The sequence below is a fragment of the Mycolicibacter hiberniae genome, assembly GCF_010729485.1.
In the GTDB taxonomy this organism is placed as follows: Bacteria; Actinomycetota; Actinomycetes; order Mycobacteriales; family Mycobacteriaceae; genus Mycobacterium; species Mycobacterium hiberniae.
In genome coordinates, this window is the sequence record NZ_AP022609.1 from 1,699,705 (window position 1) to 1,726,366 (window position 26,662).

General features: G+C 69.5%; 25 protein-coding genes. 9 read left to right on the forward strand and 16 right to left on the reverse strand.

The features are described from left to right. Window positions 1-2: 2 nt before the first annotated feature. Genes nadC through nadA form a run of 3 tightly spaced genes read right to left on the reverse strand, consistent with a single transcriptional unit; the run spans window position 3 to window position 3,474 of the window. A complete protein-coding gene (gene nadC, locus G6N14_RS08005) occupies window positions 3-857 on the reverse strand; it encodes a carboxylating nicotinate-nucleotide diphosphorylase (protein ID WP_085130217.1) in 855 nt (284 codons plus the stop codon). Next, a complete protein-coding gene (locus G6N14_RS08010; RefSeq protein ID WP_085135389.1) occupies window positions 857-2,425 on the reverse strand; it encodes an L-aspartate oxidase in 1,569 nt (522 codons plus the stop codon). Before G6N14_RS08010 ends, nadC begins: the two co-directional genes overlap by 1 nt. Next, the gene (gene nadA / locus G6N14_RS08015) at window positions 2,422-3,474 is read right to left on the reverse strand and encodes a quinolinate synthase NadA (RefSeq protein WP_085135390.1); all 1,053 of its coding nucleotides are present in this window, start codon (window positions 3,472-3,474) and stop codon (window positions 2,422-2,424) included. The genes G6N14_RS08010 and nadA overlap by 4 nt, the downstream gene beginning before the upstream one ends. A 43-nt stretch (window positions 3,475-3,517) precedes the next feature. Here nadA and G6N14_RS08020 point away from each other — a divergent pair, with 43 nt between their 5' ends. Both G6N14_RS08020 and G6N14_RS08025 read left to right on the forward strand, forming a co-directional pair. Next, window positions 3,518-4,210, forward strand: coding sequence for an NUDIX hydrolase (locus G6N14_RS08020; RefSeq protein WP_085130215.1), 693 nt, complete (start codon window positions 3,518-3,520; stop codon window positions 4,208-4,210). Window positions 4,211-4,253: 43 nt separating this feature from the next. Continuing rightward, window positions 4,254-5,585 (forward strand): lipase family protein, encoded by a 1,332-nt coding sequence (locus tag G6N14_RS08025; RefSeq protein ID WP_085135460.1) that lies wholly within the window; start codon window positions 4,254-4,256, stop codon window positions 5,583-5,585. Here the strand turns inward: G6N14_RS08025 and G6N14_RS08030 are convergent. The 3 genes from G6N14_RS08030 to bioB are packed head-to-tail and all read right to left on the reverse strand — an operon-like array spanning window position 5,551 to window position 7,405. Continuing rightward, window positions 5,551-6,168: a DUF2567 domain-containing protein gene (locus G6N14_RS08030; RefSeq protein ID WP_085135391.1), complete on the reverse strand. Its 618-nt coding sequence runs from the start codon at window positions 6,166-6,168 to the stop codon at window positions 5,551-5,553. The two genes, G6N14_RS08025 and G6N14_RS08030, sit on opposite strands and share 35 nt — an antisense overlap. After that, window positions 6,168-6,407, reverse strand: a complete 240-nt coding sequence (gene bsaP, locus G6N14_RS08035) for a biotin synthase auxiliary protein BsaP (protein WP_085135392.1) — start codon at window positions 6,405-6,407, stop codon at window positions 6,168-6,170. Before bsaP ends, G6N14_RS08030 begins: the two co-directional genes overlap by 1 nt. Further along, window positions 6,407-7,405, reverse strand: a complete 999-nt coding sequence (bioB, locus tag G6N14_RS08040; protein WP_085135393.1) for a biotin synthase BioB — start codon at window positions 7,403-7,405, stop codon at window positions 6,407-6,409. The genes bsaP and bioB overlap by 1 nt, the downstream gene beginning before the upstream one ends. A 100-nt stretch (window positions 7,406-7,505) precedes the next feature. On the opposite strand from bioB, the gene G6N14_RS08045 reads away from it, so the two are divergent. Next, window positions 7,506-8,081, forward strand: a complete 576-nt coding sequence (locus G6N14_RS08045) for a TetR/AcrR family transcriptional regulator C-terminal domain-containing protein (protein WP_085135394.1) — start codon at window positions 7,506-7,508, stop codon at window positions 8,079-8,081. A 19-nt stretch (window positions 8,082-8,100) separates the two neighbouring features. On the opposite strand, the gene G6N14_RS08050 is transcribed toward G6N14_RS08045, so the two are convergent. From G6N14_RS08050 to G6N14_RS08065, 4 genes are read right to left on the reverse strand one after another with little or no spacing between them, the layout of a single operon-like run. Further along, the gene (locus G6N14_RS08050) at window positions 8,101-8,607 is read right to left on the reverse strand and encodes a 2'-5' RNA ligase family protein (RefSeq protein ID WP_085135395.1); all 507 of its coding nucleotides are present in this window, start codon (window positions 8,605-8,607) and stop codon (window positions 8,101-8,103) included. Continuing rightward, a complete protein-coding gene (gene bioD, locus G6N14_RS08055) occupies window positions 8,607-9,287 on the reverse strand; it encodes a dethiobiotin synthase (protein ID WP_085135396.1) in 681 nt (226 codons plus the stop codon). The genes G6N14_RS08050 and bioD overlap by 1 nt, the downstream gene beginning before the upstream one ends. Beyond that, a complete protein-coding gene (locus tag G6N14_RS08060; protein WP_085135397.1) occupies window positions 9,284-10,444 on the reverse strand; it encodes an 8-amino-7-oxononanoate synthase in 1,161 nt (386 codons plus the stop codon). The genes bioD and G6N14_RS08060 overlap by 4 nt, the downstream gene beginning before the upstream one ends. 41 nt (window positions 10,445-10,485) lie before the next feature. Further along, the gene (locus G6N14_RS08065; RefSeq protein WP_109559782.1) at window positions 10,486-11,778 is read right to left on the reverse strand and encodes an adenosylmethionine--8-amino-7-oxononanoate transaminase; all 1,293 of its coding nucleotides are present in this window, start codon (window positions 11,776-11,778) and stop codon (window positions 10,486-10,488) included. Window positions 11,779-11,940: 162 nt separating this feature from the next. Here G6N14_RS08065 and ripD point away from each other — a divergent pair, with 162 nt between their 5' ends. The 3 genes from ripD (at window position 11,941) to glgX (ending at window position 17,080) form a co-directional block, all read left to right on the forward strand. Further along, the gene (ripD, locus tag G6N14_RS08070) at window positions 11,941-12,564 is read left to right on the forward strand and encodes an NlpC/P60 family peptidoglycan-binding protein RipD (protein WP_085135398.1); all 624 of its coding nucleotides are present in this window, start codon (window positions 11,941-11,943) and stop codon (window positions 12,562-12,564) included. A gap of 92 nt (window positions 12,565-12,656) precedes the next feature. Next, window positions 12,657-14,867, forward strand: a complete 2,211-nt coding sequence (locus G6N14_RS08075) for an acetyltransferase SucT (protein ID WP_179960815.1) — start codon at window positions 12,657-12,659, stop codon at window positions 14,865-14,867. Window positions 14,868-14,917: 50 nt separating this feature from the next. Beyond that, entirely contained in the window at window positions 14,918-17,080 is a 2,163-nt protein-coding gene (glgX, locus tag G6N14_RS08080) for a glycogen debranching protein GlgX (RefSeq protein WP_085135400.1), read from the forward strand. A gap of 3 nt (window positions 17,081-17,083) precedes the next feature. Here the strand turns inward: glgX and ilvA are convergent, their stop codons facing one another. Both ilvA and G6N14_RS08090 read right to left on the reverse strand, forming a co-directional pair. Next, a complete protein-coding gene (gene ilvA / locus G6N14_RS08085; RefSeq protein ID WP_085135401.1) occupies window positions 17,084-18,373 on the reverse strand; it encodes a threonine ammonia-lyase IlvA in 1,290 nt (429 codons plus the stop codon). Window positions 18,374-18,401: 28 nt separating this feature from the next. Next, window positions 18,402-18,839 carry a nitroreductase family deazaflavin-dependent oxidoreductase gene (locus G6N14_RS08090; protein ID WP_085135402.1) on the reverse strand — a complete coding sequence of 146 codons (438 nt, stop codon included), beginning with the start codon at window positions 18,837-18,839 and terminating at the stop codon, window positions 18,402-18,404. A 71-nt stretch (window positions 18,840-18,910) separates the two neighbouring features. Between G6N14_RS08090 and G6N14_RS08095 the strand changes: the two genes are divergently transcribed. Continuing rightward, entirely contained in the window at window positions 18,911-19,108 is a 198-nt protein-coding gene (locus tag G6N14_RS08095; RefSeq protein WP_085135403.1) for a hypothetical protein, read from the forward strand. On the opposite strand, the gene G6N14_RS08100 is transcribed toward G6N14_RS08095, so the two are convergent. Then, entirely contained in the window at window positions 19,095-19,901 is an 807-nt protein-coding gene (locus G6N14_RS08100; protein WP_085135404.1) for an enoyl-CoA hydratase/isomerase family protein, read from the reverse strand. The two genes, G6N14_RS08095 and G6N14_RS08100, sit on opposite strands and share 14 nt — an antisense overlap. An 85-nt stretch (window positions 19,902-19,986) precedes the next feature. On the opposite strand from G6N14_RS08100, the gene G6N14_RS08105 reads away from it, so the two are divergent. After that, window positions 19,987-20,820 (forward strand): class I SAM-dependent methyltransferase, encoded by an 834-nt coding sequence (locus G6N14_RS08105; RefSeq protein WP_085135405.1) that lies wholly within the window; start codon window positions 19,987-19,989, stop codon window positions 20,818-20,820. 10 nt (window positions 20,821-20,830) lie between these two features. On the opposite strand, the gene G6N14_RS08110 is transcribed toward G6N14_RS08105, so the two are convergent. Together G6N14_RS08110 and dnaE are read right to left on the reverse strand one after the other, a co-directional pair. Next, window positions 20,831-21,553, reverse strand: a complete 723-nt coding sequence (locus tag G6N14_RS08110) for a hypothetical protein (RefSeq protein WP_133054900.1) — start codon at window positions 21,551-21,553, stop codon at window positions 20,831-20,833. 230 nt (window positions 21,554-21,783) lie between these two features. Next, window positions 21,784-25,335: a DNA polymerase III subunit alpha gene (gene dnaE, locus G6N14_RS08115; RefSeq protein WP_085135407.1), complete on the reverse strand. Its 3,552-nt coding sequence runs from the start codon at window positions 25,333-25,335 to the stop codon at window positions 21,784-21,786. Between the two features lie 139 nt (window positions 25,336-25,474). Here dnaE and G6N14_RS08120 point away from each other — a divergent pair, with 139 nt between their 5' ends. Beyond that, the gene (locus G6N14_RS08120) at window positions 25,475-25,714 is read left to right on the forward strand and encodes a dodecin family protein (RefSeq protein WP_085135408.1); all 240 of its coding nucleotides are present in this window, start codon (window positions 25,475-25,477) and stop codon (window positions 25,712-25,714) included. A 36-nt stretch (window positions 25,715-25,750) separates the two neighbouring features. Here the strand turns inward: G6N14_RS08120 and G6N14_RS08125 are convergent, their stop codons facing one another. Beyond that, complete coding sequence (locus tag G6N14_RS08125) at window positions 25,751-26,656, reverse strand: RluA family pseudouridine synthase (protein ID WP_179960816.1); 906 nt, start codon at window positions 26,654-26,656, stop codon at window positions 25,751-25,753. Between the last annotated feature and the right edge of the window lie 6 nt (window positions 26,657-26,662).

The following is a 26,662-nucleotide window of genomic DNA, read 5'->3' on the forward strand; positions in this document are numbered from 1 at the left end:
CGTCACATGTCCAGGCCGATGTCGAGTACCCGCACCGAATGGGTGAGGGCGCCCACGGCCAGATAGTCGACGCCGGTGGCGGCGTACGCGCCGGCGGTCTCCAGGGTCAGTCCGCCGGACGACTCCAGCAGCACCCCGGGGGCGCGGGAGTCCCGCCGCTGCACCGCCATCTGGGTCTGCCATACCTCGAAGTTGTCCAGCAGCACCAGTTCGGGCCCCTCGGCGAGCACCTCGTCGAACTGCTCGAGCGAGTCCACCTCGACCTCGCAGGGCACGTCGGGAGCGGCCTCGCGCACCGCCCGCAGCGCCGCGGCCACCGATCCGGCCGCCGCGACGTGGTTGTCCTTGATCAGGGCGGCGTCGCCCAGCCCCATCCGGTGGTTCACCCCGCCGCCGACGCGCACCGCGTACTTCTGCAGCACCCGCAGCCCCGGCAGCGTCTTGCGGGTGTCACGCACCCGAGCCGACGTCCCGTCCACGGCGTCGACCCACGCCGCGGTCGCGGTCGCGATCCCGGACAGGTGGCAGACCAGGTTGAGCATGGTGCGTTCAGCGGTGAGCAGGCCGCGGGTGTCGGCCCGCAGGCTCAGCACCGGCGCGCCGGCGTCGACCCGGGTGCCGTCGGCCACCCGCTGCACCACCTGGTAGCCGTCGGCGCCGAGGACCTCGTCGAGGACCAGTAGCGCCACGTCGAGCCCGGCGATCACGCCGGGCACCCGGGTGACCATCGCCGCCTCGGCCTTCACGCCGGCCGGCACCGTCGCGGCGGTGGTGACGTCGGGCCCGTAGCGCAGATCCTCGTCGAGGGCGCGCACGATGATCTGCCGCGCCTCGTCGAGTTCGGTCTCGGAAAGCATCAGACTCCCGCGGGGGTTTCGAGCGCGACACTGCCGTCGCGCAGCCGGATGGTGGAACTGCGGGCCTGCCCGGGGTCGGCGGCCGGGTACTGCGCCCGGTGGTGGCAGCCGCGGCTCTCGGTGCGGGCCGATGCCGCCGTCGCGATCACCCGGGCGGCCACGGTCAGTGCGGCTTCCTCGACTCCGTACCGGTCGGCGACGTGGCGCCGGGCGGCGTCGGCCAGCAGCTGCTGCAGCCGCGCCAGTCCGGACGTGTCGCGGACCACCGAGGCATCGCGGGACATCGCCTCCTGCAGCCGCTGCCGGGGCAGCACCGGGTGCCGGGCGGGCTCGGGGAACGCGGCCCGGGCCGGTCCGGCGGCTGCGCAGTGCGCCGCGGCGGCGGCGCCGGCGCGGGCGCCGACCACCAGCCCTTCCAGCAGGCTGTTGGACGCCAGCCGGTTGGCTCCGTGCATGCCGGTACGGCCGACCTCCCCGGCGGCGAAAAGACCCGGCAGCTCGGTACGGCCGGTGACATCGGTGAGCACCCCTCCGCAGCTGTAGTGCGCGCCGGGGACCACCGGAATCGGTTGCCGGACAGGGTCGATACCGGCATCGCGGCAGGCCGCGGTGACGGTCGGAAAGCGGTCTTCGAAGTCGGCGATCCCGCGAGCGTCGAGGAAGACGCACCGGTCACCGGTCTCGCGCAGGCGGGCGTCGACGGCTGCCGCCACCACGTCGCGGGGCGCCAGGTCCCCCATCGGGTGCACCCCGTCGGTGATCGCCGCGCCGCGGGCGTCGACCAGCCGGGCGCCCTCCCCCCGCACCGCCTCGGTGATCAGCGGCCGGCGTCCGGCGCCGTCGCCCGAGAACAGCATCGTGGGATGGAACTGGATGAATTCCAGGTCGCTGACGGCCACCCCGGCCCACAGCGCCAGGGCCACGCCGTCGCCGGTCGCCCCGCCGGGGTTGGTGGTCGCCCGGTACAGGTGGCCCAGGCCGCCGGTGGCCAGCACCACCGCGGGGGCGTGGATCACGCCGATCCCGTCGGCGTTGGCCACCAGCACACCGGTGACCTGGTCGGTGTCGCGCAGGACCTGAAGCACCACCTGGCCGCCACGAACGTCCAGTGCGGCCGCCGCCTGATCCAGCGCGCGCTGCACCTCGGCCCCGGTCGCGTCGCCGCCGGCATGAATGATGCGGCGCCGCGAGTGCCCCCCTTCGCGGGTGAGCGCCCAATGGCCGTCTCGCGCGCGGTCGAACTGCGCACCGGTGTCGGCCAGGTCGCGGACCGCGCGATACCCGTCGGCCACGATGGAGGTCACCGCGTCGCGGTCGCACAATCCGCCGCCGGCGGCCACGGTGTCGGCGACGTGGGCGGTCACCGTGTCGTCGGTGCCGGGCAGCACCACCGCGATCCCGCCCTGGGCGTAGTGGGTCGCCGTTGCGGCCGCACCGGCGGCGGACTTGCTGAGCACTACGACGTCGCGCCCGGCCCGGTGGGCGGCGCGAGCCGCCGCCAGCCCCCCGACACCGGTGCCGATGACGACGACATCGGCCCGCTGCTGCCAGCTGGGACCAGGGGTCACTTGCTGACCGGGACGGAGTGTCCGATCGCGATCATCCGCTGCACGCTACGCGCGGCCAGCCGTGCCGTCTCCGGGTCGACATGGATCTCGTCGGCGCCCTCGGTCAGGCAGCGCAGCAACGCGGCCGGGGTGATCATCTTCATGTACTTGCAGGCCGCCTTGCGGTTGACCGCCTCGAAATCCACCTGCGGCGCGGCCTTGCGCAGCTGGTGGATCATGCCGATCTCGGTGGCGACCAGCACCTTGGTGGCCCCGGTACGCGCGGCCTCTTCGAGCATGCCGCCGGTGGAGAGAATCTTGACCTGCTCGGCGGGGAAATGGCCTTCGCCGACCAGGTACAGCGACGACGTCGCGCACCCGCACTCGGGGTGCACGAACAGTTCGGCCTCGGGGTTGGCCCGCGCCATCGCCTCGAGCTCGTCGCCGTTGATGGCGGCGTGCACGTGGCATTCACCGGCCCAGATGCGGATGTTGTCGCGGCCGGTGACGCGCTTGACGTGCTGGCCCAGAAACTGGTCGGGCAGGAAGAGCACCTCGCGGTCCGGATCGATCGCGTTGACCACGTCGACGGCATTCGAGGAGGTGCAGCAGTAGTCGGTCAGGGCCTTCACCGCCGCCGTGGTGTTGACGTAGGAGACCACCACCGCGCCCGGGAACTCCTCGCGCCAGGCCTGCAGCTCCTCGGCGGTGATGGAGTCGGCCAGCGAACAGCCCGCCCGGGTGTCGGGCAGCAGCACCGTCTTGTCCGGGGAGAGGATCTTGGCGGTCTCGGCCATGAAGTGCACACCGCAGAACACGATGGTGTCCTCGGCCGCGGTGGCCGCGATGCGGGCCAGCGCCAGGGAGTCCCCGACGTGATCGGCGATGTCCTGGATCTCGGGCAGTTGGTAGTTGTGGGCCAGGATCGTCGCGTTGCGTTCCTTCTTGAGCCGGAGCACCTCGGCCACCCACTCCGCATCGGCTTCGACACCGCTGTAGCCGGCCGGGGAGTTCACGATGCGGCCGGTCAGGCTGCCCGCCTGCACACCGGTGTCGGTGAGGGTGGTCATGGTGACTCCTCTCAAAACAGGTTTTCGACTTATAATCGAAAACATGGTTCATACTAGCACCGCCCACGAGGTGCTCACCGTGGTCTTCCAGGTTGGCGGCCTGGATCAGCGCCGCCCCCAGCTCAATGTGCTGCTGTGGGAACGCGCCCGCGAACCGCAGTCCGGCCGGTGGTCGTTGCCCGGCGGCCTGCTGCGCACCGACGAGGATGTCACGGCATCGGCCCGCCGCCAGCTCGCCGAAAAGGTCGATCTGCGTGAGATCGCCCACCTTGAGCAGCTGGCTGTGTTCTCCGACCCCGGCAGGGTACCCGGGGTACGCACTATCGCATCGACGTTTCTGGGCCTGGTGCCCTCCCCCGCCGTCCCCGAGCTGCCGAGCGACACGCACTGGCATCCCGTGGACGACTTACCGCCGATGGCGTTCGACCACGGGCCCATGGTGGAGCACGCACGCAGCCGTCTGGTCGCCAAAATGTCCTACACCAACATCGGATTCGGCTTGGCCCCAACAGAATTCATCCTGTCCACCTTGCGAGACATCTACAGCGTGGTGCTGGGCTACCAAGTCGACGCGACCAACCTGCAGCGGGTGCTGGTACGCCGCGGGGTGATCACCCGCACCGGCACCACCGCCCGCTCCGGGCGCAGCGGGGGCCGTCCGGCGGCCCGCTACCGGTTCACCGACTCCGAATTACGGGTCACCGACGAATTCGCCGCCCTGCGACCGCCCGGGTGAGTCGACTGGAATCTTAACGCCCTCTTAAGAGACAATGGTCGACGTGGAATTCGACAGCCTGGCGCGAAAAAGTTCTGTCGAGTGGATCGGGCAGGCTCCGCACGAGCCGGCGCCACCCGGCGCTCGCCCCCTGCTGCCCGCCGAAGATCCGTTCTACGACCCACCGGCCGGCTTTGCCCACGCGGCGCCCGGCACGGTGCTGCGCTCGCGCGACGTCGAACTGGCGTTTCTCGGGCTGATCCCGCAACGGATGCGTGCCACCCAACTGCTCTACCGGACCACCGACCGTAACGACGTCGCGCAGGCGGCGGTGACGACGGTGCTGGTCCCGGCCGACCGCGGCCCGCACTGCCCGATCGTGTCCTACCAGTGCGCGATCGACGCCGCCGACGGCCGTTGCTTCCCGTCGTACGCGTTGCGCCGCCGCGCCCGGGCACACGGATCTTTCACGCAGCTCGAATTCGTGCTGATCGCGGCTATCCTGTCGCAGGGCTGGGCGGTATCGGTCCCCGACCATGAGGGCCGCTTCGGGCACTGGGGGGCGCCGAAGGAACCCGGCTACCACGTGCTCGACGCGCTGCGGGCCGCGCTGGGGACCGAGCGGCTGGAGCTGTCCCCGGACGCCCCGGCGGGCCTGTGGGGCTATTCCGGCGGCGGCCTGGCCACCGGCTGGGCGGCGGAAGTCTGCGGCGATTACGCCCCGGATCTCAACATCGTGGGTGCGGTGCTCGGGTCGCCGGTGGGTGACCTCGGGCACACTTTCCTCGGGTTGGACGGGACGTTCTTCTCCGGGTTGCCCGCGGTGATGATCGCCACCTTGGCGAAGGTCTACCCCGACTTACAGAAGGTGATCGACGACCACGCCACCGCCGAGGGCAAGGCCTTGCTGCATTCACTGGAATCGATGACCACGCTCGGCGCCATCATGCGGATGCGCCACAAGTCACTCGAGAAGTTCCTCGACCAGCCACTCCAGGACGTGGTGGAACTCCCTGCGGTGCAACACGTCTTCGACGACACCAAGCTTGGCTACCTTGCGCCGAAACCACCGGTACTGATGTTGCAAGCCGTTCACGACCAGGTGATTTCAGTCGTGCACATCGACCACTTGGCCGAGGCCTATGCGAACGCCGGCGCGCGGGTGACCTATCACCGCGACCTGCTCAGCGAGCATGTGACGCTGCACCCGTTGTCGGCGCCGATGGTGATGGAGTGGTTGCGCGACCGGTTCGCCGACCGGCCGCTGCGCCAGTCCACCGTCAGCAGCGGGTGGCCGGCACTGCTGAACCCCAGGACCTACCTCGGCCTGGCGCGCCTGGGCCTGGTGGCGACCCGCGTCGTCACGGGAGGGGCGCTGGGCCGCCTTGGCCTCTGAGGCCGGCCGGCGGTTCGGGCGGATAACCGCCGAGGTCGTCGCGGGTGCTCCACATGGCGCACCCCCCGTACACCAGTGCCGCGGTGGCCGCCGGCAGCAGCAGTGAGGCGCCGATCTGCAGCGCGGTGTGCCCGAAGAACACCGGCGGCCCCTCGGCCACGTAGTGCACCCGGTGTTCGGGGCTGACCGGCGCGGCCTCGATGTCGATGGTGCCGTAGCGGCGCTGCACCAGGACGGCCCCGGTCAGTACCGCCAGTGCTGCCCCGCCGATCAGCCCGGCGGTCATGGTCAGCACCATGCCCGGTCCCCGATGCGCCCGCCATTGCCACGCCAGGGCGGCCGCCACCACGGCCACCGCGGCGAGCAGTCCGATCAGCAGGACCGGCGCGATGAAGAAGTTCTCGGCCTCGTTGCCCAGGTAAGCCTGTACCCGTTCGCCGCTGCGCGTCAGTGCCACCACGCCGTGGATCGGTGGGGCGATCCACGCCCACACCGCCCCGACCGGCAACCCGATGACGGTCAGTCCGGCGGCCAGCCTCAGGCCGGCCCCTGCGCGCGTCAGCCGCGGGGCGGCGGTGCTCATCACCGTTGCGGGTCCAGGTCGGTGGAGTCCACCAGGCCGTGCCGCGAACACTTGGCCCACCAGCCGTCCGGGCGAACCTGCACCATCATCCGGCGCCCGCAGGACGCGCAGAAGCGCGGCGCCTCCAGGCCCAGCTGCGCCGCGGTGGGCAGCGACCCTCCGGCGGGATCGTCGATGCGTACGCCGGTGTAGACGTTGAAGACGCCGGCACTGAGGGCAACGGGCAGGTCGGCCAGCATCAGAGGGTGGCGTTGAGAGCCTTGATCGGCATCTGCAGGTCGTTGAGCAGTTCCAGGTCCGCTTCGGCGGGCCGGCCCAGCGTGGTCAGGTAGTTGCCGACGATGACCGCGTTGATGCCGCCCAGGATCCCCTTCTTGGCGCCCAGGTCGCCCAGCGTGATCTCCCGGCCGCCGGCGAACCGCAACATGGTGCGCGGCAGGGCCAGCCGGAATGCGGCGACTGCCCGCAGCGCGTCGGCCACCGGCAGCACCTCCAGGTCGCCGAACGGGGTGCCCGGGCGCGGGTTGAGGAAGTTCAGCGGGACCTCGTGGGGATTCAGTTCGGCCAGGTCGGCGGCGAACTCGGCCCGCTGCTCCAGCGTCTCCCCCATGCCGAGGATGCCGCCGCAACACACCTCCATGCCGGCTTCGCCCACCATGCGCAGGGTCTCCCAGCGCTCCTCCCAGGTGTGGGTGGTGACGACGTTGGAGAAGTGCGACCGGGCGGTCTCCAGGTTGTGGTTGTAGCGGTGCACGCCCATGGCGGCCAGTTGATCCACCTGCTCCTGGGTCAACATGCCCAGCGAGCAGGCGATCTGGATGTCGACCTCGTTGCGGATGGCTTCGATTCCCGCGGCGACCTGGGCCAGCAGCCGCTCGTCGGGGCCGCGCACCGCGGCGACGATGCAGAACTCGGTGGCCCCGGACTTGGCGGTCTGCTTGGCCGCCTCGACCAGACTCGGAATGTCCAGCCAGGCGCTGCGCACCGGCGAAGAGAACAGGCCCGACTGCGAACAGAAGTGGCAATCCTCCGGGCAGCCACCGGTCTTCAGGCTGATGATGCCCTCGACCTCGACCTCCGGGCCGCACCAGCGCATCCGGACGTCGTGAGCCAGCGACAGCAGCTCCTCGAGCCGGTCGTCGGGCAGCTGCAACACTTCGAGCACCTGATCCCGCCGCAACGCCTCACCGCGCTCGAGTACTTGCTCCCTGGCCAGCGCCAGGATGTCGTCGGTCATGCGCGCCGCTCCTCCTCATCGCTTCGCCCTGCATCGTCGGCGCCGCGGGTCACGCGTGCTCCCATCAAGACTTGAACGGTGTTCAGGTTAGGCTAGCGGGGTGCAGCTGCACAAACCTGACGTGGTCGCCGCGGCGACCACCATCCTGGACGACTACGGCATCGCCGACCTGTCGATGCGCCGGCTGGCGCGCGAGCTCAATGTCAGCCCCAGCGCGCTGTACTGGCATTTCGCCAACAAGCAGCAACTACTCGGGGCGGTCGCCGATCGGGTGCTGGCGCCGGCCTGCGCAGACCCCGGGCCGGGCAGCTGGCAGTGGCGGATCGAGACCGTGGGCCAACGCCTGCGCGACGCATTGCTGTCGCACACCGACGGCGCCGAACTGGTGTCGGCCAGCATGGCGGCCGGCCAGTCGCAGGCGGCCACGGCAATCCTGGCGCTGCTCGCGGACACGGCGACGGCGGCGGGCGTGCCGCCCGAGCAGGCCGGGCAGGTCGGCCGGACCGTCGTCTACTACGTCTTGGGGTTCACCGCCGACGAGCAGTCCCGCCTGCAGTGGGATGCCGCCGGGGCCGCCGACATCACCCGCGACGCCGACCCGAGCACCGCGTTCGGCTTCGGGCTGGGCTTGCTGATCGACGGCCTGGCGATGCGCGCCGGGCTGGCCGTGAGCTAGCTTTCGCGCCGGCTCGCTGTCACGGGATCGGCGTTTCGGTGCGGGACTTGCCGTCCCAGCGCCGCAACCCGACAAACCGGCCGGCGACCTCGGGGCGGCCGGCGATGCGCTGCGCCGCGCCCAGTTGGGCCGGGCCGACCCGGCGGGCCAGCGTGACGTGCGGGGTCCATTGGCCGGGTGCCACGTGAGCCAGTGGGCCGGGTTCCAGATGCGGTGCCGACAACCGGTAGACGAGCTCGTGCAGAGCCAGCAGTTCGGCCGTCGGCACCACCAGGCGGGCCAGCACGGCGTGCGAGCGGCCGAAGATCAGCGTCGCGCCCAGTCGGGCGTCCACGGGCAGGCGTGGGGCCGCCGCGACCAGGGCGGCGTCGACGCGCGGATCGATGCGCTCGGCGACCACCAGGGTGACGTGCGGTCGAGCCGCCGGGGCCTGGCCGGGCAGGCCGGCCGCGGCCAGCTCGCTCCAGGTCCGCCGCACCGCGTTCTCGCTGTCGGCGTCGAAGACCAGCTCGATCGAGTGGACCATCAGCCCGCCAGGCTGCGCACCCAGTCGGGATCGAACGCGGCTCTGCTCATGGCGGCGAACTGCGCGGCATCCAGTGCCGCGGATCCGGCCGGCAGCACCGCGCGTACCGGCGCGTGGCGGGCCAGCGCGCCGCGGTTGCCGGCGGCCGCCAGATCGGGCCGCTCGGGCCAGCTGCCGATCACCAATCCGGCACACGACAGCCCTTGGTTGCCAAGCGATTCCAGGGTCAGCGCGGTGTGGTTGAGGGTGCCCAGTTCAGCGCCGACCACCACCAGCACGGCCGCGCCGAGATCGACAGCCACGTCGCGCAGGGTGACCCCGTCGGCAGCCAGCTCGACCAGCAGGCCGCCAGCGCCCTCCACCAGGGTCAGCCGGTTCGGGCGGTCGGCGGCGCGGATCATCGTCACCAGGGCCGTGCGGCTCGGCAGTGCCGACCCGGCCTGCTCGGCCGCGGCCGCCGGGGCCAGCGGCGCCGGGTAACGGGCGCCGGCGAACAGTTCGGTCGCCCCCGACAGCCGGCCGACCTCGGCAAGGTCGTCGTCGCCGTCGGCGGTGCCGGTTTGGACCGGCTTGCAGACCGCCACATCCAGGCCCGCTTGGCGGGCGGCGCAGGCCAGTGCCGCGGTGGCGATCGTCTTGCCCACCCCGGTGCCCGTGCCGGTGATGACCAGGACGGTCATAACGACGCCACGGCGGGGTGATCGCGCAGGACCTCCTGCAGCACCCGTCGGGCCAGCTCCAGATCGGCATCGGTCAGCGACGCCCGCGCGGTCAACCGCAGCCGCGACGTGCCGGCCGGCACGGTCGGCGGCCGGAAGCAGCCCACCCGCACGCCGGCATCCAGGCACGCGGCCGCTGCCGCCACCGCCACCTCCGGGTCGCCCAGAACGACCGAGACCACGGCGGATTCCGGCTGCGGGCCCACCCCGCAGATCTCGGCCAGCACGGCGGCGTGCCGCAGCACGTCGGTGGCGCGCGACGGCTCGGCGATCAGCACGTCCAGGGCAGCCGAGGCCGAACCGAGTGCCGCCGGGGCCAGACCGGTGTCGAAGATGAACGAGCGGGCCGTGTCGATCAGGTGGTCGCGCACCTCCACCGGCCCCAGCACCGCCCCGCCCTGGCTGCCCAGCGCCTTGGACAAGGTCGTGGTGATCACGATGTCGGGTGCGGCGGCCAGCCCGGATTCGTGCACCAGCCCGCGGCCGCCCGTGCCGCGCACCCCCAGCGCGTGCGCCTCGTCGACGATCAGCAGCGCACCGTGACGGCGGCATACCTCGTGCAGCTGCCGCAGCGGGGCCAGCGCTCCGTCGGTGCTGAACACCGACTCGGTCAGGACCACGGCGCGGTCTTCGGCGCGCGAGGCCAGCGCGGCGGCCACAGCGTCGACGTCGCGGTGCTCGGTGACCACGACCCGGGACCGGGACAGCCGGCACGCGTCGACCAGCGAGGCGTGGCAGTAGGCGTCGGACACCACCAGTGCGCCCGGGCCGGACAGGCTGACCACCGCGCCCAGGTTGGCGGTGTAGCCCGACGAGAAGACCAGCCCGGCGGGCGCGCCCACGAAGTCGGCCAACTGCTGTTCGAAGCGCTGATGAAGTTCGGTGTTGCCGGTCACCAGCCGGGATCCGCCGGCGCCGCCACCCCAGGTCTGCAGGGCCTCGATGCCGCCGGCGATGACGGCGGGGTGCGTGGCCAGGCCCAGGTAGTCGTTGGACGCCAGGTCCAGCTCGGTCGCGACGACGGGCCGCACCCGCAGGGAACGCCGCAGGCCGTCCTTCCGGCGCCGCTTCGCCACCTCGGCCAGCCAGGCCAGTGGTGACAGATCGGTGCGGGTCACGCGGTGCTCCCTGTGCTGTCTCGAGGCGACTTGAACACCGTTCAGGCTAAGGCATGCGCCACGGCCACCATCGCGCCGCCGATGCGGGCGATCTCGTCGGGCGTACACACATACGGCGGCATCGCGTAGACCAGGTTGCGGAAGGGCCGCAGCCACACCCCATGCTCCAGTGCGACCGGCGTGGCGACGGCCAGGTCCACCGGTTGCCGGCATTCGATGACCCCGATGGCGCCACAGACCCGCACGTCGGCGACGCCGGGCAGCTCCCGTGCGGGGTCCAGGGCGTCGGTCAGCCCGGCCCCGATCCCGGCGACCGCCGCTCGCCAGTCCTGGCTCAACAACAGTTCGGTGCTGGCGACCGAGACTGCGCAGGCCAGCGGGTTGGCCATGAACGTCGGGCCGTGCATCAGGGCGCCGGCCTCGCCACTGCTGATGGTGTGGGCGACCTCCGCGCTGCACAGCGTTGCGGCCAGGCTGAGGTAGCCGCCGGTCAGCGCCTTACCCACACACATGATGTCGGGGCTGACCCCGGCATGGTCGGCGGCGAACAGTTCGCCGGCGCGGCCGAAACCGGTGGCGATCTCGTCGAAAATCAGCAGCACGCCCTGGCGGGTGCAGGCGTCCCGCAGATCGGTCAGGTAGCGCGGATCGTGGAACCGCATTCCGCCGGCGCCCTGCACCACCGGCTCGACGACCACCGCAGCCACCTCGTCGCGGTGCTGTTCCAGTTGGGCCTCGAAGGCGGCGCTGTAGGCCGGGTCGTAGTGGCGCGGCACCTGTGGGGCGAACACCTGGTCCGCCAGGACGTCGCGCCACAGCGAGTGCATGCCGCCGTCGGGGTCGCAAATGCTCATCGGGGTGAAGGTGTCCCCGTGGTAACCACCGCGCCAGGTCATCAGCCGGTGTTTGGCCGGGCGGCCGCGAGCGCGCCAGTACTGCAACGCCATCTTGACTGCGACTTCCACCGACACCGACCCGGAATCGGAGAAGAACACGGTGTCCAGCCCGGCCGGGGTGATCTCGACCAGCAGCTTGGCCAGTCGGGCGGCGGGCTCATGGGTGAGGCCGCCGAACATCACGTGGCTCATGGTGGCCAGCTGTGCGGTGGCCGCGGCATCCAGGGCAGGGTGGCCGTGGCCGTGGATCGCCGCCCACCAGGAACTCATCGCGTCGAGCACGTCGTGTCCCGCGTCGTCGCCGGCCAGCGTCAGATACGCGCCGCGGGCGCCCAGCACCACCGCCGGCCGCAGGGTCTCGGCGCCGATAGTGCTGTACGGGTGCCAGAGATGGGCGGCGTCGATGGCGCTGATCTGGTCGGGAGTCAACGCGGACATGCCTGACGACAGTAGTGGCCGGTGGCGTAACCGTTGGGTCACAGGTTGCGCAATTTCTCTCCCACGACCGGTGCGCATGCGTACACGGCAGGTAACCTCTGTGACAGAAGTGATTAGTGATACTGCCGTGAAAATCGGCCCGAGAAATTGGGGGTTGCACCGATGAAACGCGTCTGCGCTACCGCGATCGCACTGGCGGCGGCCCTGGCCCCGGCGCTGGGTGCGGCGCCGGCCTACGCCGACCCGCTTTCGCAGACCACCCAGAACCAGCTCATCGAGCGGGTGATCCAGCGGGCCCTGTCGCAGCGCGGAGTGCCCTTCGTCTACGGCGGCGGCGACATCAACGGGCCCACCAACAGCGCCCGCGCCCGGGCCGCCACCACCCGCAGCGCGCTGACCGACCTCACCGGCCGCGCCCTGCCCACCGGTCCACTCACGACCGGCAGCACCACCGCGGGCCTGCCGGGCACCACGCTGGCGCCCAGCGACGACTTCGCAGACACCACCACCGTCGGCTTCGACGCCTCGGGCCTGATCCAGTACGCGTTCGCCGGCGCCGGCATCAAGATGCCCCGCACCTCCGGCGAGCAGTGCAGTGTCGGCCAGAAGGTGCCGCCCGCGCAGGCCCGCCCCGGCGACCTGCTGTGCTACGGCCCGGGTGGCTCGCAGAGCGTCGCGCTGTACCTGGGCAACAACCAGATGATCGAGGGCACCAGCCCCGCCGTGACGGTCTCCCCGGCCCGCACCACCAACATGGTCCCGTACCTGACCCGGGTGCTCGGCTGAGGCTCTCGGGAGGTACCAGAACCCGCTCGATGGACATCACAACGCGCGGAGTGCGGTTTCCCCAGGACGATTAGGTAGATTGTCGGGCGATCATGATTGCCCTGTCTCCCTCCCGACCGGCGGTAACTCCTGTCGCGGGATCTGCCGCGGCGCCGGTTTCAACCCCTGGGCCGGCCGCCACGATGGGCACCCGCAAAGCGGGCTTCTACCGTCACGACCTCGACGGTCTGCGGGGCGTCGCCATCGCCTTGGTCGCGGTGTTCCACGTCTGGTTCGGCCGGGTCTCCGGCGGGGTCGACGTCTTCCTGGCGCTCTCGGGCTTCTTCTTCGGCGGAAAGCTGCTGCGGGTCGCCCTCAAACCCGGTTCGTCGCTGTCGCCGATCCCCGACCTGATCCGGCTGGTCCGCCGGCTGCTGCCCGCGCTGGTGGTGGTGCTGGCCGCCTGCGCCGTGCTGACCATCCTCATCCAGCCGCAGACCCGCTGGGAGACCTTCGCCGATCAGAGCCTGGCCAGCCTGGGGTACTACCAGAACTGGGAACTGGCGCGCAGCGCCGCGGACTACCTGCAGGCCGGCGAGGCCGTGAGCCCGCTGCAGCACATCTGGTCCATGTCGGTGCAGGGCCAGTTCTACCTCAGCTTCCTGCTGCTGGTCTTCGGCTTCGCCTACCTGCTCAGGCGGATGCTGGGCAGCCATCTGCGGGCCGCGTTCGTCGTGTTGATCACCGCGCTGACGGTGGCCTCGTTCTGGTATGCGATCGTCGCGCACCAGGCCAACCAGACCCTGGCCTACTACAACAGTTTCGCCCGCGCCTGGGAACTGCTGATCGGCGTGCTGGCCGGGGCCCTGGTCCCCTACATTCGCTGGCCGATGTGGCTGCGCACCGTGGTCGCCACCGTCGCGCTGGCCGCCATCTTGAGCTGCGGGGCGCTGATCGAGGGAGTTCGGGAGTTCCCCGGCCCGTGGGCACTGGTACCGGTGGGTGCCACCGTGGCGTTCATCCTGGCCGGCGCCAACCGGGCCGCCCAGCCGAGCACCGCCGCCAAACTGGCATGGCCCAACCGGTGGCTGGCCTCGGCGCCGCTGGTGACGCTGGGGTCGATGGCCTACTCGCTGTACCTGTGGCACTGGCCGCTGCTGATCTTCTGGCTGTCCTACAGCGGGAACCGCGAAGCCGGCCTGCTCGACGGCGCGGTGATCCTGGCGCTGTCGGCGGTGCTGGCCTACCTGACCACCCGGTTCGTCGAGGACCCGCTGCGCTATCGCAACCCGGTCGGCGCCGACCCGGCACCGGTGGTGCGGCCCCGCTGGCGCAGGCCTGCGGCCGGCTGGTGGCGCCGGCCCACCATGGTGCTGGGCTCGACGGTGGTGCTGCTGGGAGTCACGTTGACGGCGACATCGTTCTCCTGGCGTGAGCACGTCACCGTACAGCGGGCCAGCGGCACCGAACTGGTCAAGCTCAGCAAGGACGACTACCCCGGCGCCCGCGCGCTGCTCAAGCACAAGCGGGTGCCCAAACTGCGGATGCGGCCCACCATCCTGGAGGCCAAGAAGGACCTGCCGCGGTCCACCCGGGACGGCTGTATCAGCACCTTCACAAATCCGGACCTGATCAACTGCACCTACGGGGATCCCGAGGCGACTCGCACCGTCGCGCTCGCCGGCGGATCGCACGCCGAACACTGGCTGCCGGCCCTGGACATCCTCGGCCAGCGGCACCACTTCAAGGTGGTCACCTACCTCAAGATGGGCTGTCCGCTGTCCACCGAGAAGGTTCCGCTGATCATGGGCAACAACGCGCCCTACCCGCAGTGCTACGACTGGGTGCGCAAGACCATGGACAAGCTGATCGCCGACCGGCCGGACTTCGTGTTCACCACCGCCACCCGGCCCTGGAACATCAAGCCGGGCGATGTCATGCCCGCCACCTACATCGGGATCTGGAAGCAGCTGTCGGACAACGATATTCCGATCCTCGGCGTGCGCGACACGCCGTGGTTGGTCCGGGACGGGGACCCGTTCAAACCGGCGGACTGCCTGGCCTCCGGCGGAGACGCGGAGTCCTGCGGGATCAAACGCTCGGAGGTCCTCGTCGAGCGCAACCCCACCCTGGACTTCGTCGGCAAGTTCCCGCTGCTCAAGCCGCTGGACCTGTCCGACGCCGTCTGCGACAAGGAAGTCTGCCGCGCCGTCGAGGGCAATGTGCTGGTCTACCACGACTCGCACCACCTGTCGGCCACCTACATGCGCACCATGACCGGAGAGCTCGGTCGTCAGATGGGCGCGGCCACCGGCTGGTGGTGAACCAAGCCGCGCTCGGCGGCGTATGCCGGGAAAGCGGATAAGGTCAAGCGATGTCGCCGGCTGAGCCGGGCCCCGAGCCCACTGTGTCCGCGCCGGCGGTCTGGCCCGGAAGCAGCTACCCCCTCGGCGCGGTGTACGACGGCGCCGGCACCAACTTCGCGGTGTTCTCCGAAGTAGCCGAACGGGTGGAACTGTGCCTGGTCGACGCCCGCGACCACACCGAGACCCGGATCTGCCTCGACGAGGTGGACGGCTATGTCTGGCACGCCTACCTACCCGGAATCGGTCCCGGCCAGCACTACGGTTTCCGGGTGCACGGACCGTTCAACCCGTCCGCCGGTCAGCGCTGCGATCCGGGCAAGCTGCTGCTGGACCCGTACGGGAAGGCCTTTCACGGCGGGTTCGACTTCGGTCCCGAACTGTTCTCCTACGACCTGTCCGACCCCGACGGCGATCGCCCTGCGCCCGGACTGGACTCGCTGGGCCACACCATGACGAGCGTCGTGATCAACCCGTTCTTCGACTGGGCGAACGACCGGGCACCGCGCACCCCCTACCACCAGACCATCATCTACGAGGCGCACGTCAAAGGCATGACGCAGACGCACCCGGGCATCCCGCCCGAAATGCGCGGCACCTACGCCGGACTGGCGCACCCGGTGGTCGTGGACCACCTCAAGTCGCTGAACGTGACGGCCATCGAAGTGATGCCGGTCCACCAGTTCCTGCACGACCAGCGACTGCTGGAGCTGGGACTGCGGAACTACTGGGGATACAACACCTTCGGGTTCTTTGCGCCGCACAACGAGTACGCAGCCAACCGGCGGCCCGGCGGTGCGGTCGCCGAATTCAAGGCGATGGTGCGCTCGTTCCACGAGGCGGGCATCGAGGTGATCCTCGACGTGGTCTACAACCACACCGCCGAGGGCAACCACTTGGGGCCCACGCTCAACTTCCGCGGTATCGACAACGCCGCCTACTACCGGCTCGACGAAGCCGATCTGCGGCACTACACCGACTACACCGGAACCGGCAACAGTCTCAATGCCCGCCATCCCCACACCCTGCAGCTGATCATGGACTCGCTGCGCTATTGGGTGACCGAGATGCACGTCGACGGCTTCCGCTTCGATCTGGCCTCGACCCTGGCGCGCGAGCTGCACGACGTCGACCGACTGTCGGCGTTCTTCGATCTGGTGCAGCAGGACCCGGTGGTCAGTCAGGTCAAGCTCATCGCGGAGCCCTGGGATGTCGGCGAGGGCGGCTACCAGGTGGGCAACTTCCCCGGGCTGTGGACGGAATGGAACGGCAAGTACCGGGACACCGTGCGCGACTACTGGCGCGGCGAACCCGAGACGCTCGGCGAGTTCGCCTCCCGGCTCACCGGCTCCTCAGACCTGTACGAGGCCACCGGGCGCCGCCCCGGCGCCAGCATCAACTTCGTCACCTGCCACGACGGGTTCACGCTGGCAGACCTGGTGTCCTACAACGAGAAACACAACGAAGCCAACGGCGAAGACAACCGCGACGGCGAGAGTCACAATCGGTCGTGGAACTGCGGCGCCGAGGGCCCGACCGACGACCCGGCCATCCTGGCGCTGCGGGCGCACCAGGCCCGCAACATCATGGCGACCCTGCTGATCAGCCAGGGCACCCCGATGATCGCGCACGGTGACGAGATGGGCCGCTCCCAACGCGGCAACAACAACGTCTACTGCCAGGATTCCGAATTGTCCTGGATGGACTGGACTCTGCTCGAGCGCAACGCCGATCAGGTGGCGTTCACCCGCACCATGACCGCGTTGCGCACCGCGCACCCGGTTTTCCGCAGGCGCCGGTTCTTCGAGGGCAGACCGATCCGCGGCGGCGACGAGGTGCGCGACATCGCCTGGCTCACCCCGGCCGGCCATGAGATGACCCAGCAGGACTGGGGTAGCGAGTTCGGTAGGTGCGTCATGGTTTTCCTCAACGGCGAGGCACTGCCGGAGCCGGACGCGCGCGGTGCGCGGATCGTCGACGACTCCTTTTTGCTGTGTTTCAACGCCGCCGAGGAGCCCGTGGAGTTCGTCACGCCCAACGCCGACTACGCGCAGGTGTGGGCCGCGGTGATCGACACCGCCCATCCGGCCGGCAGCACCGAGCTGGTGGTCGACGCCGGCACGGCCCTGACGGTGCCGGGACGCTCGTTGACCGTCCTGTGTAAGAGCCGGTGAGCTTTACAGCAGGTAGCGGTAGGCCGGTGAGCCGGGCTCGAGCGGCTCGACGTGGATCTCCGAGGTGCGCATGCGCTCCAGCAGCCCGTCGAGATCGGCCGACGACCCCAACTGCACCCCGACCAGAGCCTCACCGGTCTCGCGGTTGTTGCGTTTGACGTACTCGAACAGCGTGATGTCGTCGCCGGGCCCGAGGATCTGGTCGAGGAAACGCCGCAAAGCGCCCGGTTCCTGCGGGAAGTCGACCAGAAAATAGTGCTTGAGGCCCAGGTGCACCAGGGAGCGTTCCAGGATCTCGCCGTACCGCGAGACGTCGTTGTTGCCGCCGGAGATCAGGCAGACCACCGTCGAGCCGGGCGTGACCTCGGCCTCCAGCAGGCCGGCCACCGACAGGGCTCCCGCGGGTTCGGCGATGATCCCCTCGTTCTGGTACAGGTCGAGCATCGCGGTGCAGACCGCGCCTTCGTCGACGGCGGTCACCGACACCATGTCGCCGGCTCCGGACAGCACCGAGAAGGGCAACGCCCCGGCCCGCCGGACGGCCGCGCCGTCGACGAACTGGTCGACATGATCCAGGCTCACCAGTTCCCCCGCGGCCAGCGCCGCCAACATCGAGGCGGCGCCGGCCGGTTCCACGCCCAGCACGGCACTGGTGGCGGTCCGCTCCGCCAGGTAGGTGGTGATGCCCGAGATGCATCCACCGCCGCCCACCGGCACCACCACCAGATCCGGCTCGCGGCCGAGCTGGTCGAGGATCTCCACCGCGATGGTGCCCTGGCCGGCCATGGTTCGCAGGTCGTCGTAGGGCGGAACCAGCGTGGCCCCGGTACGAGCCACATCGGCCAGGGCCGCCTCGGCGGCCAGCTCGTAGGTGGCGCCGCCGACGATCAATTCGATGAAGTCGCCGCCGTGGTAGCGGATGCGGTCCCGCTTCTGCTTGGGGGTTTTGGCCGGCACGTACACCCGGCCGTGCACTCCCAGCGACCGGCAGGCGTAGGCGAAGCCTTGGGCGTGATTGCCGGCCGACGAGCACACCACCCCGGCGGCCAGCTCGGCGTCACTGAGCTGGACCAGCAGGTTGTAGGCACCGCGCAGCTTGTAGGAACGCACCGACTGCAGGTCTTCGCGCTTGAGGTACACGTCGGCACCGGTCAGTGCGGAGAGCCGGTCATTGCGCTGCAGCGGGGTGGCTGCGACCACGCCGCCGATCCGCTCGGCCGCCGCGTCGATGTCGGCCGCGGTCAACGGACCGGGGCGGGAGCTGGCTCGGCTGCGACGTGGTTCGGCGGACACCGCAATATGGTGTCACCCAGCAGCGGGTTCAGCCCACTGGGGTCAGCACGAAAACCGGGATCTGCCGGTCGGTCTTCTCCTGATACTCGGCGTAGTAGGGAAATGCCTCGACGGCACGCTCCCACCACCGCGCCTTTTCCTCGCCGAAGACCTCGCGGGCTTCGTAGTCCCCGGTGACCGGCCCGTCCTGCAGCTCGACCCGCGGATTCGCGGCGACGTTGTAGTACCAGACCGGGTTCTTCGGCGCGCCGCCCAGCGAGGCGACGATGGCGTACTGACCTTCGTGCTCCACCCGCATCAGCGGGATCTTGCGCAGCTTGCCGGTCTTGGCGCCGACCGTGGTCAGCAACACCACCGGTTTGCCCTTCATCTCGGTGCCCTCGGTTCCACCGGACGCCATGTATTTCTCGGCGTTCGCGCGCGACCAATCCAAGGGGCTGGGTGCATATTCTCCGCTCAACGGCATGCGATCCACCCTAACGCCGCGCCGCGGAGTTCGGTTGCCCGAATATTTGGTTGTCAGATACCGTTAACGGTATGGCAAGCGGGCATTCCAGGGACCAGGTGGCCCTTGCCGGCGTGCCGTGGCCGACCTACAAACTGGTCGCGCTGGCTCTCGGTTTCCTGGCCCTGGTGATCGTGGGCGCGGTGACCTCCAGCGCCGCCGCCGCCGTGCTGACCGGCGCGGGCGTGTGCACCGTGGCCTGGCTGATGCTGGCTGTTACTCAGCAGTGAGCCCGCCCCCACGATGGGTGGTCCGTTCCAGATAGGCCGCGGCGGCGGCCCGCGATTCGGGGTCCTGCAGGGCGGTGACCAGCGCATCGGCGTCGTTCCAGCTGCGCACGGTCCCCACCATGCCCTCCGTCACGGCGTTGACCTGCCTTTTGGTGCCACCGAGGGTGAGTGCGGACTTGCCGGTCAACTGGGCAGCCAACGCGTGTACCGCGGCGTCCAGATCGGCCTGCGGCACGAGGCGATTGAGGAATCCGATTTCCTTGGCCTCGGCGGCATCCAGCGGCCGGCAGGTCATCACCAGTTCCTTGGTGAGCGCGGGACCGATCTCGCGGACCAACCGCGGAATTCCGCCCCAGGCCAGCGGAATGCCCAGGTCCACCTCCGGAATCGAGAAGCGCGTGCCCTCGGCCGCCACCCGCAGATCGCAGCACGCCGCCAGCACTACCCCACCGCCCACGCAGTGTCCGTGCAGCCGGGCCACCGTCACCGCCCGCATCGCTTCGACGGCGTCGGCCATCCGCCGGCCGGCGTCGGCGGCCTCCCGCAGGGCTGCGCCGTCTTGGGCGGCGGCGACGAACGCGGCCAGGTCGGCCCCGGCGCAGAACGCCCGGCCGGCGCCGGCAACGATCACCACCTTCACCGCCGGCCGGGCGTCGAACCAGTGGGCGGCGGCCACCAACTCCTGCAGGGTCGCGGGGCTCAGCGGGTTGAGCTGGTCCGGGCGGTTCAGCGTGATCGAGCCGAGCGCGCCGTCTGCCGACACCACCAGCGTGGCGGCCCGCAATGTGTCCATGCCGTCGAAGTTAGCGCCGCCGCGGGGCCCGGGCGCGACATTGCCCTTACGTATCCCGGCGGTGGGTATCGCTTACGGTGGGGCCATGCCGATAACCGTCTCCGAGTTCAGCCCGGTGGAGCAGACAGCGTTCCTGACCGCCTCGGCGCGTGCACTGGACTGCCGGGCCGCCGCCCCGATCCTGGGTGATGCGTTCTCCGAGCGGGTTGTGGGGCAGATCGACTACGACTTCGCCGCGTTGCGGATTCCGCCCAGCGTGGTGCGCCAGACGGCGCTGCGGGCCAAGATGCTCGACGAGCGGGTCCGTCGGTACACCGCTGCCCACCCCGACGCGGTCGTGGTCGACGTGGGCGCCGGGCTCAACGAACCGTTGGCCCGGGTGCAGCCGCCGGCCGGCGTGGACTGGTACAGCATCGACCTGCCGCGGGTGATCGCGCTGCGCAACGAAATCGTGCCGGCGCAGCCGGGCGAGCACGCCGTGGCCGCCGACCTGACCGGCGAGGACTGGGCGGCGGGCATCCCGGCGGGACGGCCCACCATGGTGATCGCCGACGGATTGTTCGCATTCCTCACCGAGCCGCAGGTGATCGCGCTGATCGGCCAGGTGGTCGACCACTTCGGCAGCGGCGAGCTGGCGTTCAACGACTACGGCCGGGTCGGGGCACTCAGCTCGCTGGGCATGCGGCTGGCACCGCGCGGAATGTTCACTCTGCTGCGCCAGGTGTGGGCCAATCCCGGCTTCACCGATCCGCGGACTCCCCAGCGGTGGGAGCCGCGCCTGCGCCTGGTCGAGCAGGCCTGCTTGGCACATGCAGCCGAGGTGGATTCGTTTCCCGAGCCCGCCCGCACCCTGACCCGGCTGGCCGGGCGGTTCAAGTCCGCCGCCGGCCGGGCACGGGTGCTGCGCTACAAGTTCTGAGCAGGGCGTTCTAGAACGTCGCCAGCGACGAGCCGAGGTAATCGCCCGGGTCGAAATCGAGGTCGGTGAACGGATCCGCCGGGATCAGATAGTCCGGCACCTCGGGCACCCACGGGTGGAAGAGACTGTTCCACAGGAACAGGTCGTCGTCGCCGATCGACAGGTAGGCCGCGGAGGCGAAGTTGATGGGGTCGGTCACCACGGTGTAGCCGAAGTCGCCGGCGGACATCACCCAGTAGTTCAGGTCGTGCGGACCCACGCCGTTGATGGTCAAGTTGGTGAAGTCACCGATGTTGATCTGGTAGATCGAGCTTCCGGACAGGTAGCCGTAATCGCCCAGCACACCCAGGTCGAAGCCCTCGGGCAGGTCAGGGCTGGTGACGAAGTCGCCGAACTGATAGGCCGAGGTGGAGTAGAAGACGTTCCAGAAGTCCTCGATCTTGATGGTGTAGGTCCCCACATCGATCGCGTTCTCACCGTCGGTGTAGGAGATGGTGTAGGGCTGGTCGCCCTTCCAGTCGGTGATGAACGGACGCACGCCCTGGTAGGTCCAGTCGCCGTCGCGCAGGTCACCCATCACCATGCAGACGGCCTCGTTGCACGTCTCATAGGTCCCTCCGTCGAGGAACGGGTCGCCCGCCGCCGTAGCGGTCGCCGTCGGAAGGATCAGTGCGGCGAACACGGCCGCAGCGCCTATCCCGAGCAGGTTGAGAAGACGACCCGAACCACCCATGAGGACCTCCCTGTGCGCTCATACCGGCCTGCGACTCGACAAGCGTTGTACGTTACGATTGTGTTACAGCATTGACATCCTATGCTAATACCACTCTTGGGTAAAGCATCAAATTTCCTCACAGCCGGGGACTTTCCGGCCAGCACATGCCAGACCCGCCGGCTGTCCGCCGGCAGGCGTGCGCGCCGGGCAGGGCTGCGCGCCCCGCTACCGCCGTTGCGCCGTGCCGGTCAGCCGCCCAGGCAACCGGGGCCCAGCAGCGCCTTGAGATCACCCATCAGCGCCGAGGACGGCGTCACCCGCAGCGACGGATCCAGCTCCAGTACGGTGATGCGCTCGCCGCTGATCAGCCGCAGTTGTACCTGCGCCGTGCCGGGATGCCGGGTCAGCACCTGCTTGAGCGCGCTGACTTTGTCCAGGGTGCACTGCCGCGTGGGAAGGCTCACCGCCAGCGGACGATCCGGAGCATTGGCGGTGAAGTCCGGCACCACCAGCTCATTGGCGATCAGCGAGATCCGGTCGTCGCGGATGTTCACCTTGCCGCTGACCAGCACCACCGCGTCGTCGGCGACCTCGGCCCCGTAAGCGGAGTAGGTCTGCGGAAAGAACATCACCTCGATGCCGCCGGTAAGATCCTCCAATTGCGCTGAGGCCCAGGGCAGTCCGTTCTTGTTGACGCGGCGGTTCACCGAGGCCAGGATGCCGCCGACCCGCACCTGGGTATCGGCGGCGACGTCCCCCTCCAGGATGGCCGGGATCTGGGTGTCGACCTGGGCGGCCAGCAGGTGCGCGATGCCGTTGAGCGGGTGACCCGAGACGTAGAGTCCGAGCATCTCCCGCTCCAGCGCCAGCTTGTGCTTGTCCGGCCACTCCTCGTCGGGCACCTTGATACCGAAAACGGCGTCGGCGCCGGTGTTTTCGCCGTCTCCCCCACCGAACAGGTCGAACTGCCCCACCGCCTCAGCCTTTTTGGTGCCCAGCACCGAGTCCACCGCGTCGGTGTGGACCAGGAACAGGCCCTTGCGGGGGTGCCCCAGCGAGTCGAAGGCCCCGGCCTTGATCAAGGACTCGGTGACCTTCTTGTTGCACGCCGCGATATCGATCTTGTTCAGGTAATCCGAGAAATCGGTGAAGCGGCCCTTGTGAGTCCGGGTCGCGATCAGGGAGCTGACGACGTTGGCGCCGACGTTGCGCACCGCACCCAGCCCGTAGCGGATGTCCTCGCCCACCGAGGCGAAATTCAGCTCGGACTCGTTGACGTCCGGCGGCAGCACGGTGATTCCCAGCCGCCGGCAGTCGGCCAGGTAGACCGCGGCCTTGTCCTTGTCGTCACCGACCGACGTCAGCAGGCCCGCCATGTATTCGGCCGGGTAGTTGGCCTTGAGGTACGCCGTCCAGTACGACACCAGACCGTAACCGGCGGCGTGCGACTTGTTGAACGCGTAACCGGCGAACGGGAGGATGGTGTCCCACAGCGCCTTGACCGCGCGCTCGGAGAACCCGTTGGCCGTCATGCCCTCGTAGAAACCTTTGTATTCGGCTTCGAGCACTTCAAGTTTCTTCTTGCCCATGGCTTTACGCAGCGCGTCGGCCTTGCCCATGGTGTAGGACGCCACCTTCTGGGCGATGAACATGATCTGCTCTTGGTAGACGATCAGACCGTAGGTCTCCGAGAGGATGTCGCGCAGCGGCTCCTCGAGCTCGGGGTGAATGGGTTTGACGGCCTGGCGGTTGTTCTTGCGGTCGGCGTAGTCGTTGTGGGCGTTCATGCCCATGGGGCCGGGCCGGTACAGCGCCAGTACCGCGACGATGTCGTTGAACTCGGTGGGCTGCATGCGGCGCAGCAGGTCACGCATCGGGCCGCCGTCGAGCTGGAACACCCCCAGGGTGTCGCCACGGCCCAACAGCTCGTAGGTGGCCGGATCGTCGAACGGCAAGGTGTCCAGGTCCAGATCGATACCCCGGTTGGCCTTGATGTTCTCCAGGCAGTCACCGATGATCGTCAGGTTGCGCAGGCCCAGGAAGTCCATCTTCAGCAGGCCGATTTCTTCACACGACGGGTAGTCCCAGCCGGTGATGATGGCGCCGTCCTGCGGCCGCTTCCACAACGGGATGGCCTCGATCAGCGGCTCGGAGCTCATGATGACCGCGCAGGCGTGCACCCCGGCGTTGCGGACCAGGCCCTCCAGGCCGCGCGCCGTCTCGTAGATGGTGCGCACGTCGGGGTCGGTGTCGATCAGCCCGCGAACCTCGGCGGCCTCTTTGTACCGCTCGTGGTTCGGGTCGGTGATGCCCGACAACGGAATGTCCTTGGCCATGATCGGCGGAGGCAGCGCCTTGGTGATGCGGTCGGCAATCGCATAACCCGGCTGGCCGTAATTCACGCGCGCCGAGTCCTTCAGCGCAGCTTTGGTTTTAATGGTTCCGAAGGTGATCACCTGGGCCACCCGGTCACTGCCCCACCGTTCGGCGGCATAGCGCACCATCTCGCCGCGGCGACGGTCGTCGAAGTCGATGTCGATATCAGGGGCCGACGGCCGTTCCGGGTTGAGGAACCGTTCGAAGAGCAGCCCATGCGGAATCGGGTCGATGTTGGTGATGCCCAGCGAATAGGCCACCAGTGACCCGGCCGCCGATCCGCGGCCCGGGCCCACCCGGATGTTGATCGAGCGCGCGTAGTTGATCAGGTCCGCCACGATCAGGAAGTACGACGGAAAGCCCTTGCCGCAGATGACGTCGATCTCGTAGGACGCCCGATCGGTGTACTCCTGCGGTACGCCGGCCGGGAACCGGCGCTGCAGACCGGCCTGCACCTCATGCCGCAGCCAGGAACCCTGGTCATGGCCCTCGGGAACCGGGAACACCGGCATCCGGTCGCGCGGGGCCCAGACGTCGGCGTAGGACTGCACGCGCTCGGCGATCAGCAGGGTGGAGTCACAGGCCTCGGGCAGCTCGTGGTCCCACAGCGCGCGCATCTCGGCGGCCGACTTCAGGTAGTAGCCGTCGCCGTCGAACTTGAACCGGGTGGGATCCGACAGGGTCTTTCCGGTCTGGACGCACAGCAGGGCTTCGTGGTTGCTGGCGGCCTCGCGGGTGACGTAGTGGCAGTCGTTGGTGGCCAGCGTCGGAATGCCGAGTTTGCGGCCGACCTCCAGCAGACCTTCACGTACCCGGCGCTCGATGGACAGGCCGTGGTCCATCACCTCCAGGAAGTAGTTCTGCGCGCCGAAGATCTCTCGCCATCGGGCCGCCGCCTCCAGCGCTTCGCGGTCCTGACCCAGCCGCAGCCGGGTCTGCACCTCTCCGGACGGGCAGCCGGTGGTGGCGATGATGCCCTCGGCGTGCTCGGCGATGATCTCGGCGTCCATCCGCGCCCACTTGCCGAGCTGGCCCTCGAAGGAGGCCAGTGAGGTGAGCCGGAACAGGTTGCGCAGACCGGTGGCGTTCTCGGCGACCATGGTCAGGTGCGTGTAGGCGCCGCCGCCGGAGACGTCGTCGCTCTTCTGGCCGGGATCGCCCCAGTGCACCCGGCGGGTGTCGAACCGCGACCCCGGGGCGATGTAAGCCTCCACCCCGATGATCGGCTTGATCCCGACCTTGGTTGCCGCGTTGTAGAACTCGCTGGCGCCGAACATGTTTCCGTGGTCGGTCATCCCGATCGCGGGCATCTCGAGGCGCTGCGCCTCGGCCAGCATCGGGGCGATCTTCGCCGCGCCGTCGAGCATGGAGTACTCGGTGTGGTTATGCAGGTGCACGAAGGACCGCGACGATGAACTGTCCATAGGACCGCCAGTCTATGGCCGACCGCTGACGCAGTCCGGGCGTGTCGTGAGCCGTGTCTCTCGCACCGTCGTTTCCCGGGACAGCGGCCACCGGTGTGCACTACGTTGAGGTTCGCCCTGAAGCGGAGGAGAGTCATACATGAGCGTGTACCGGGTGATCGACATCATCGGGACCAGCCCCTCGTCTTGGGAGAACGCCGCGGCCGAAGCGGTGCACCGTGCCAAGCAGACCATCGACGACATCCGGGTCGCCCAGGTCGTCGAGCAGGACCTCACCCTCGACGACAAGGGCGGGATCGTCTACCGCACCAAGCTGCGCATCTCCTTCAAGATCCGGCCGCCGAAGGCCAAGCCGGTCGAGGGCGAGGCGCAGGCGTAGCCGGCAACCGGCGAGTCGGGCTCGCAGGCGCAGCCGTCAGCGCCGCAGGACGTCCAGGGCGTGCTGCAGGTCGGCCGGGTATTCGCTGGTGATCTCGATGTTCCGGCCGTCGCCGGGGTGCGCGAAGGACAGCGATCGGGCGTGCAGCCACTGCCGTTCCAGGCCCAGTTTGCGCGCCAGCGTCGGGTCGGCCCCGTAGGTCAGGTCACCGCAGCACGGATGCCGTAACGCCGAGAAGTGCACCCGGATCTGATGGGTGCGGCCGGTTTCCAGGTGCACGTCGAGCAGGCTGGCGGCGACGAAGGCCTCCACCGTGTCGTAGTGGGTGATGCTGTGCCGGCCGTCGGCGGTGACGGCGAATTTCCAGTCCGGCCCGTGATGGCGGCCGATCGGGGCGTCGATGGTGCCGCTGGAGGGGTCCGGGTGGCCCTGCACCAGCGCGTGATAGCGCTTGTCGACCGTGCGGGCCTTGAACGCCCGTTTGAGTGCGGTGTAGGCCCGTTCGGAGATCGCCACCACCATCACCCCGGAGGTTCCGACGTCCAGACGGTGCACGATCCCCTGCCGCTCCGGAACCCCGGAGGTGGTGATCCGATAGCCCGCGGCGGCCAGTCCGCCCAGCACCGTGGGCCCGGTCCAGCCCACCGACGCGTGCGCGGCGACCCCGGCGGGTTTGTCGACGGCGACGATGTCGCCGTCGGAGTACAGGATCGTCATACCCTCGACCTCGGCCGGGGTGTTCTGCAGCGGCGGGGGCGCCTCGGGCAGCCGGACCTGCAACCACGCACCGGCGACCAGCCGATCCGACTTGCCCGCGGCCACGCCGTCGAGCTCCACGTCGCCGTTCTCGGCCAAGGTGGCCACGACGTTCCGCGACAGGCCCAGCAGGCGTGCCAGCCCGGCGTCGACGCGCATTCCGGCCAGGCCCTCGGGGACCGGCATCGATCG

Excerpts from the sequence above, each read along its gene's own strand:
- nadA (WP_085135390.1), bottom strand. The coding sequence starts at position 3,474 with ATGACCACCCTCACCGACACCGGTGTGCAGGCGGGCAGCCTGACCGGC.
- G6N14_RS08050 (WP_085135395.1), bottom strand. The coding sequence starts at position 8,607 with ATGGTCCACTCGATCGAGCTGGTCTTCGACGCCGACAGCGAGAACGCG.
- G6N14_RS08095 (WP_085135403.1), top strand. The coding sequence starts at position 18,911 with ATGGCAAGCGGGCATTCCAGGGACCAGGTGGCCCTTGCCGGCGTGCCG.
- G6N14_RS08065 (WP_109559782.1), bottom strand. The coding sequence starts at position 11,778 with ATGTCCGCGTTGACTCCCGACCAGATCAGCGCCATCGACGCCGCCCAT.
- bioB (WP_085135393.1), bottom strand. The coding sequence starts at position 7,405 with ATGACCGACGACATCCTGGCGCTGGCCAGGGAGCAAGTACTCGAGCGC.
- G6N14_RS08075 (WP_179960815.1), top strand. The coding sequence starts at position 12,657 with ATGATTGCCCTGTCTCCCTCCCGACCGGCGGTAACTCCTGTCGCGGGA.
- G6N14_RS08020 (WP_085130215.1), top strand. The coding sequence starts at position 3,518 with ATGGTTCATACTAGCACCGCCCACGAGGTGCTCACCGTGGTCTTCCAG.
- bioD (WP_085135396.1), bottom strand. The coding sequence starts at position 9,287 with ATGACCGTCCTGGTCATCACCGGCACGGGCACCGGGGTGGGCAAGACG.
- G6N14_RS08100 (WP_085135404.1), bottom strand. The coding sequence starts at position 19,901 with ATGGACACATTGCGGGCCGCCACGCTGGTGGTGTCGGCAGACGGCGCG.
- G6N14_RS08125 (WP_179960816.1), bottom strand. The coding sequence starts at position 26,656 with ATGCCGGTCCCCGAGGGCCTGGCCGGAATGCGCGTCGACGCCGGGCTG.
- G6N14_RS08030 (WP_085135391.1), bottom strand. The coding sequence starts at position 6,168 with ATGAGCACCGCCGCCCCGCGGCTGACGCGCGCAGGGGCCGGCCTGAGG.
- dnaE (WP_085135407.1), bottom strand. The coding sequence starts at position 25,335 with ATGGACAGTTCATCGTCGCGGTCCTTCGTGCACCTGCATAACCACACC.
- bsaP (WP_085135392.1), bottom strand. The coding sequence starts at position 6,407 with ATGCTGGCCGACCTGCCCGTTGCCCTCAGTGCCGGCGTCTTCAACGTC.
- ripD (WP_085135398.1), top strand. The coding sequence starts at position 11,941 with ATGAAACGCGTCTGCGCTACCGCGATCGCACTGGCGGCGGCCCTGGCC.
- G6N14_RS08105 (WP_085135405.1), top strand. The coding sequence starts at position 19,987 with ATGCCGATAACCGTCTCCGAGTTCAGCCCGGTGGAGCAGACAGCGTTC.
- G6N14_RS08110 (WP_133054900.1), bottom strand. The coding sequence starts at position 21,553 with ATGGGTGGTTCGGGTCGTCTTCTCAACCTGCTCGGGATAGGCGCTGCG.
- G6N14_RS08090 (WP_085135402.1), bottom strand. The coding sequence starts at position 18,839 with ATGCCGTTGAGCGGAGAATATGCACCCAGCCCCTTGGATTGGTCGCGC.
- nadC (WP_085130217.1), bottom strand. The coding sequence starts at position 857 with ATGCTTTCCGAGACCGAACTCGACGAGGCGCGGCAGATCATCGTGCGC.
- G6N14_RS08120 (WP_085135408.1), top strand. The coding sequence starts at position 25,475 with ATGAGCGTGTACCGGGTGATCGACATCATCGGGACCAGCCCCTCGTCT.
- glgX (WP_085135400.1), top strand. The coding sequence starts at position 14,918 with ATGTCGCCGGCTGAGCCGGGCCCCGAGCCCACTGTGTCCGCGCCGGCG.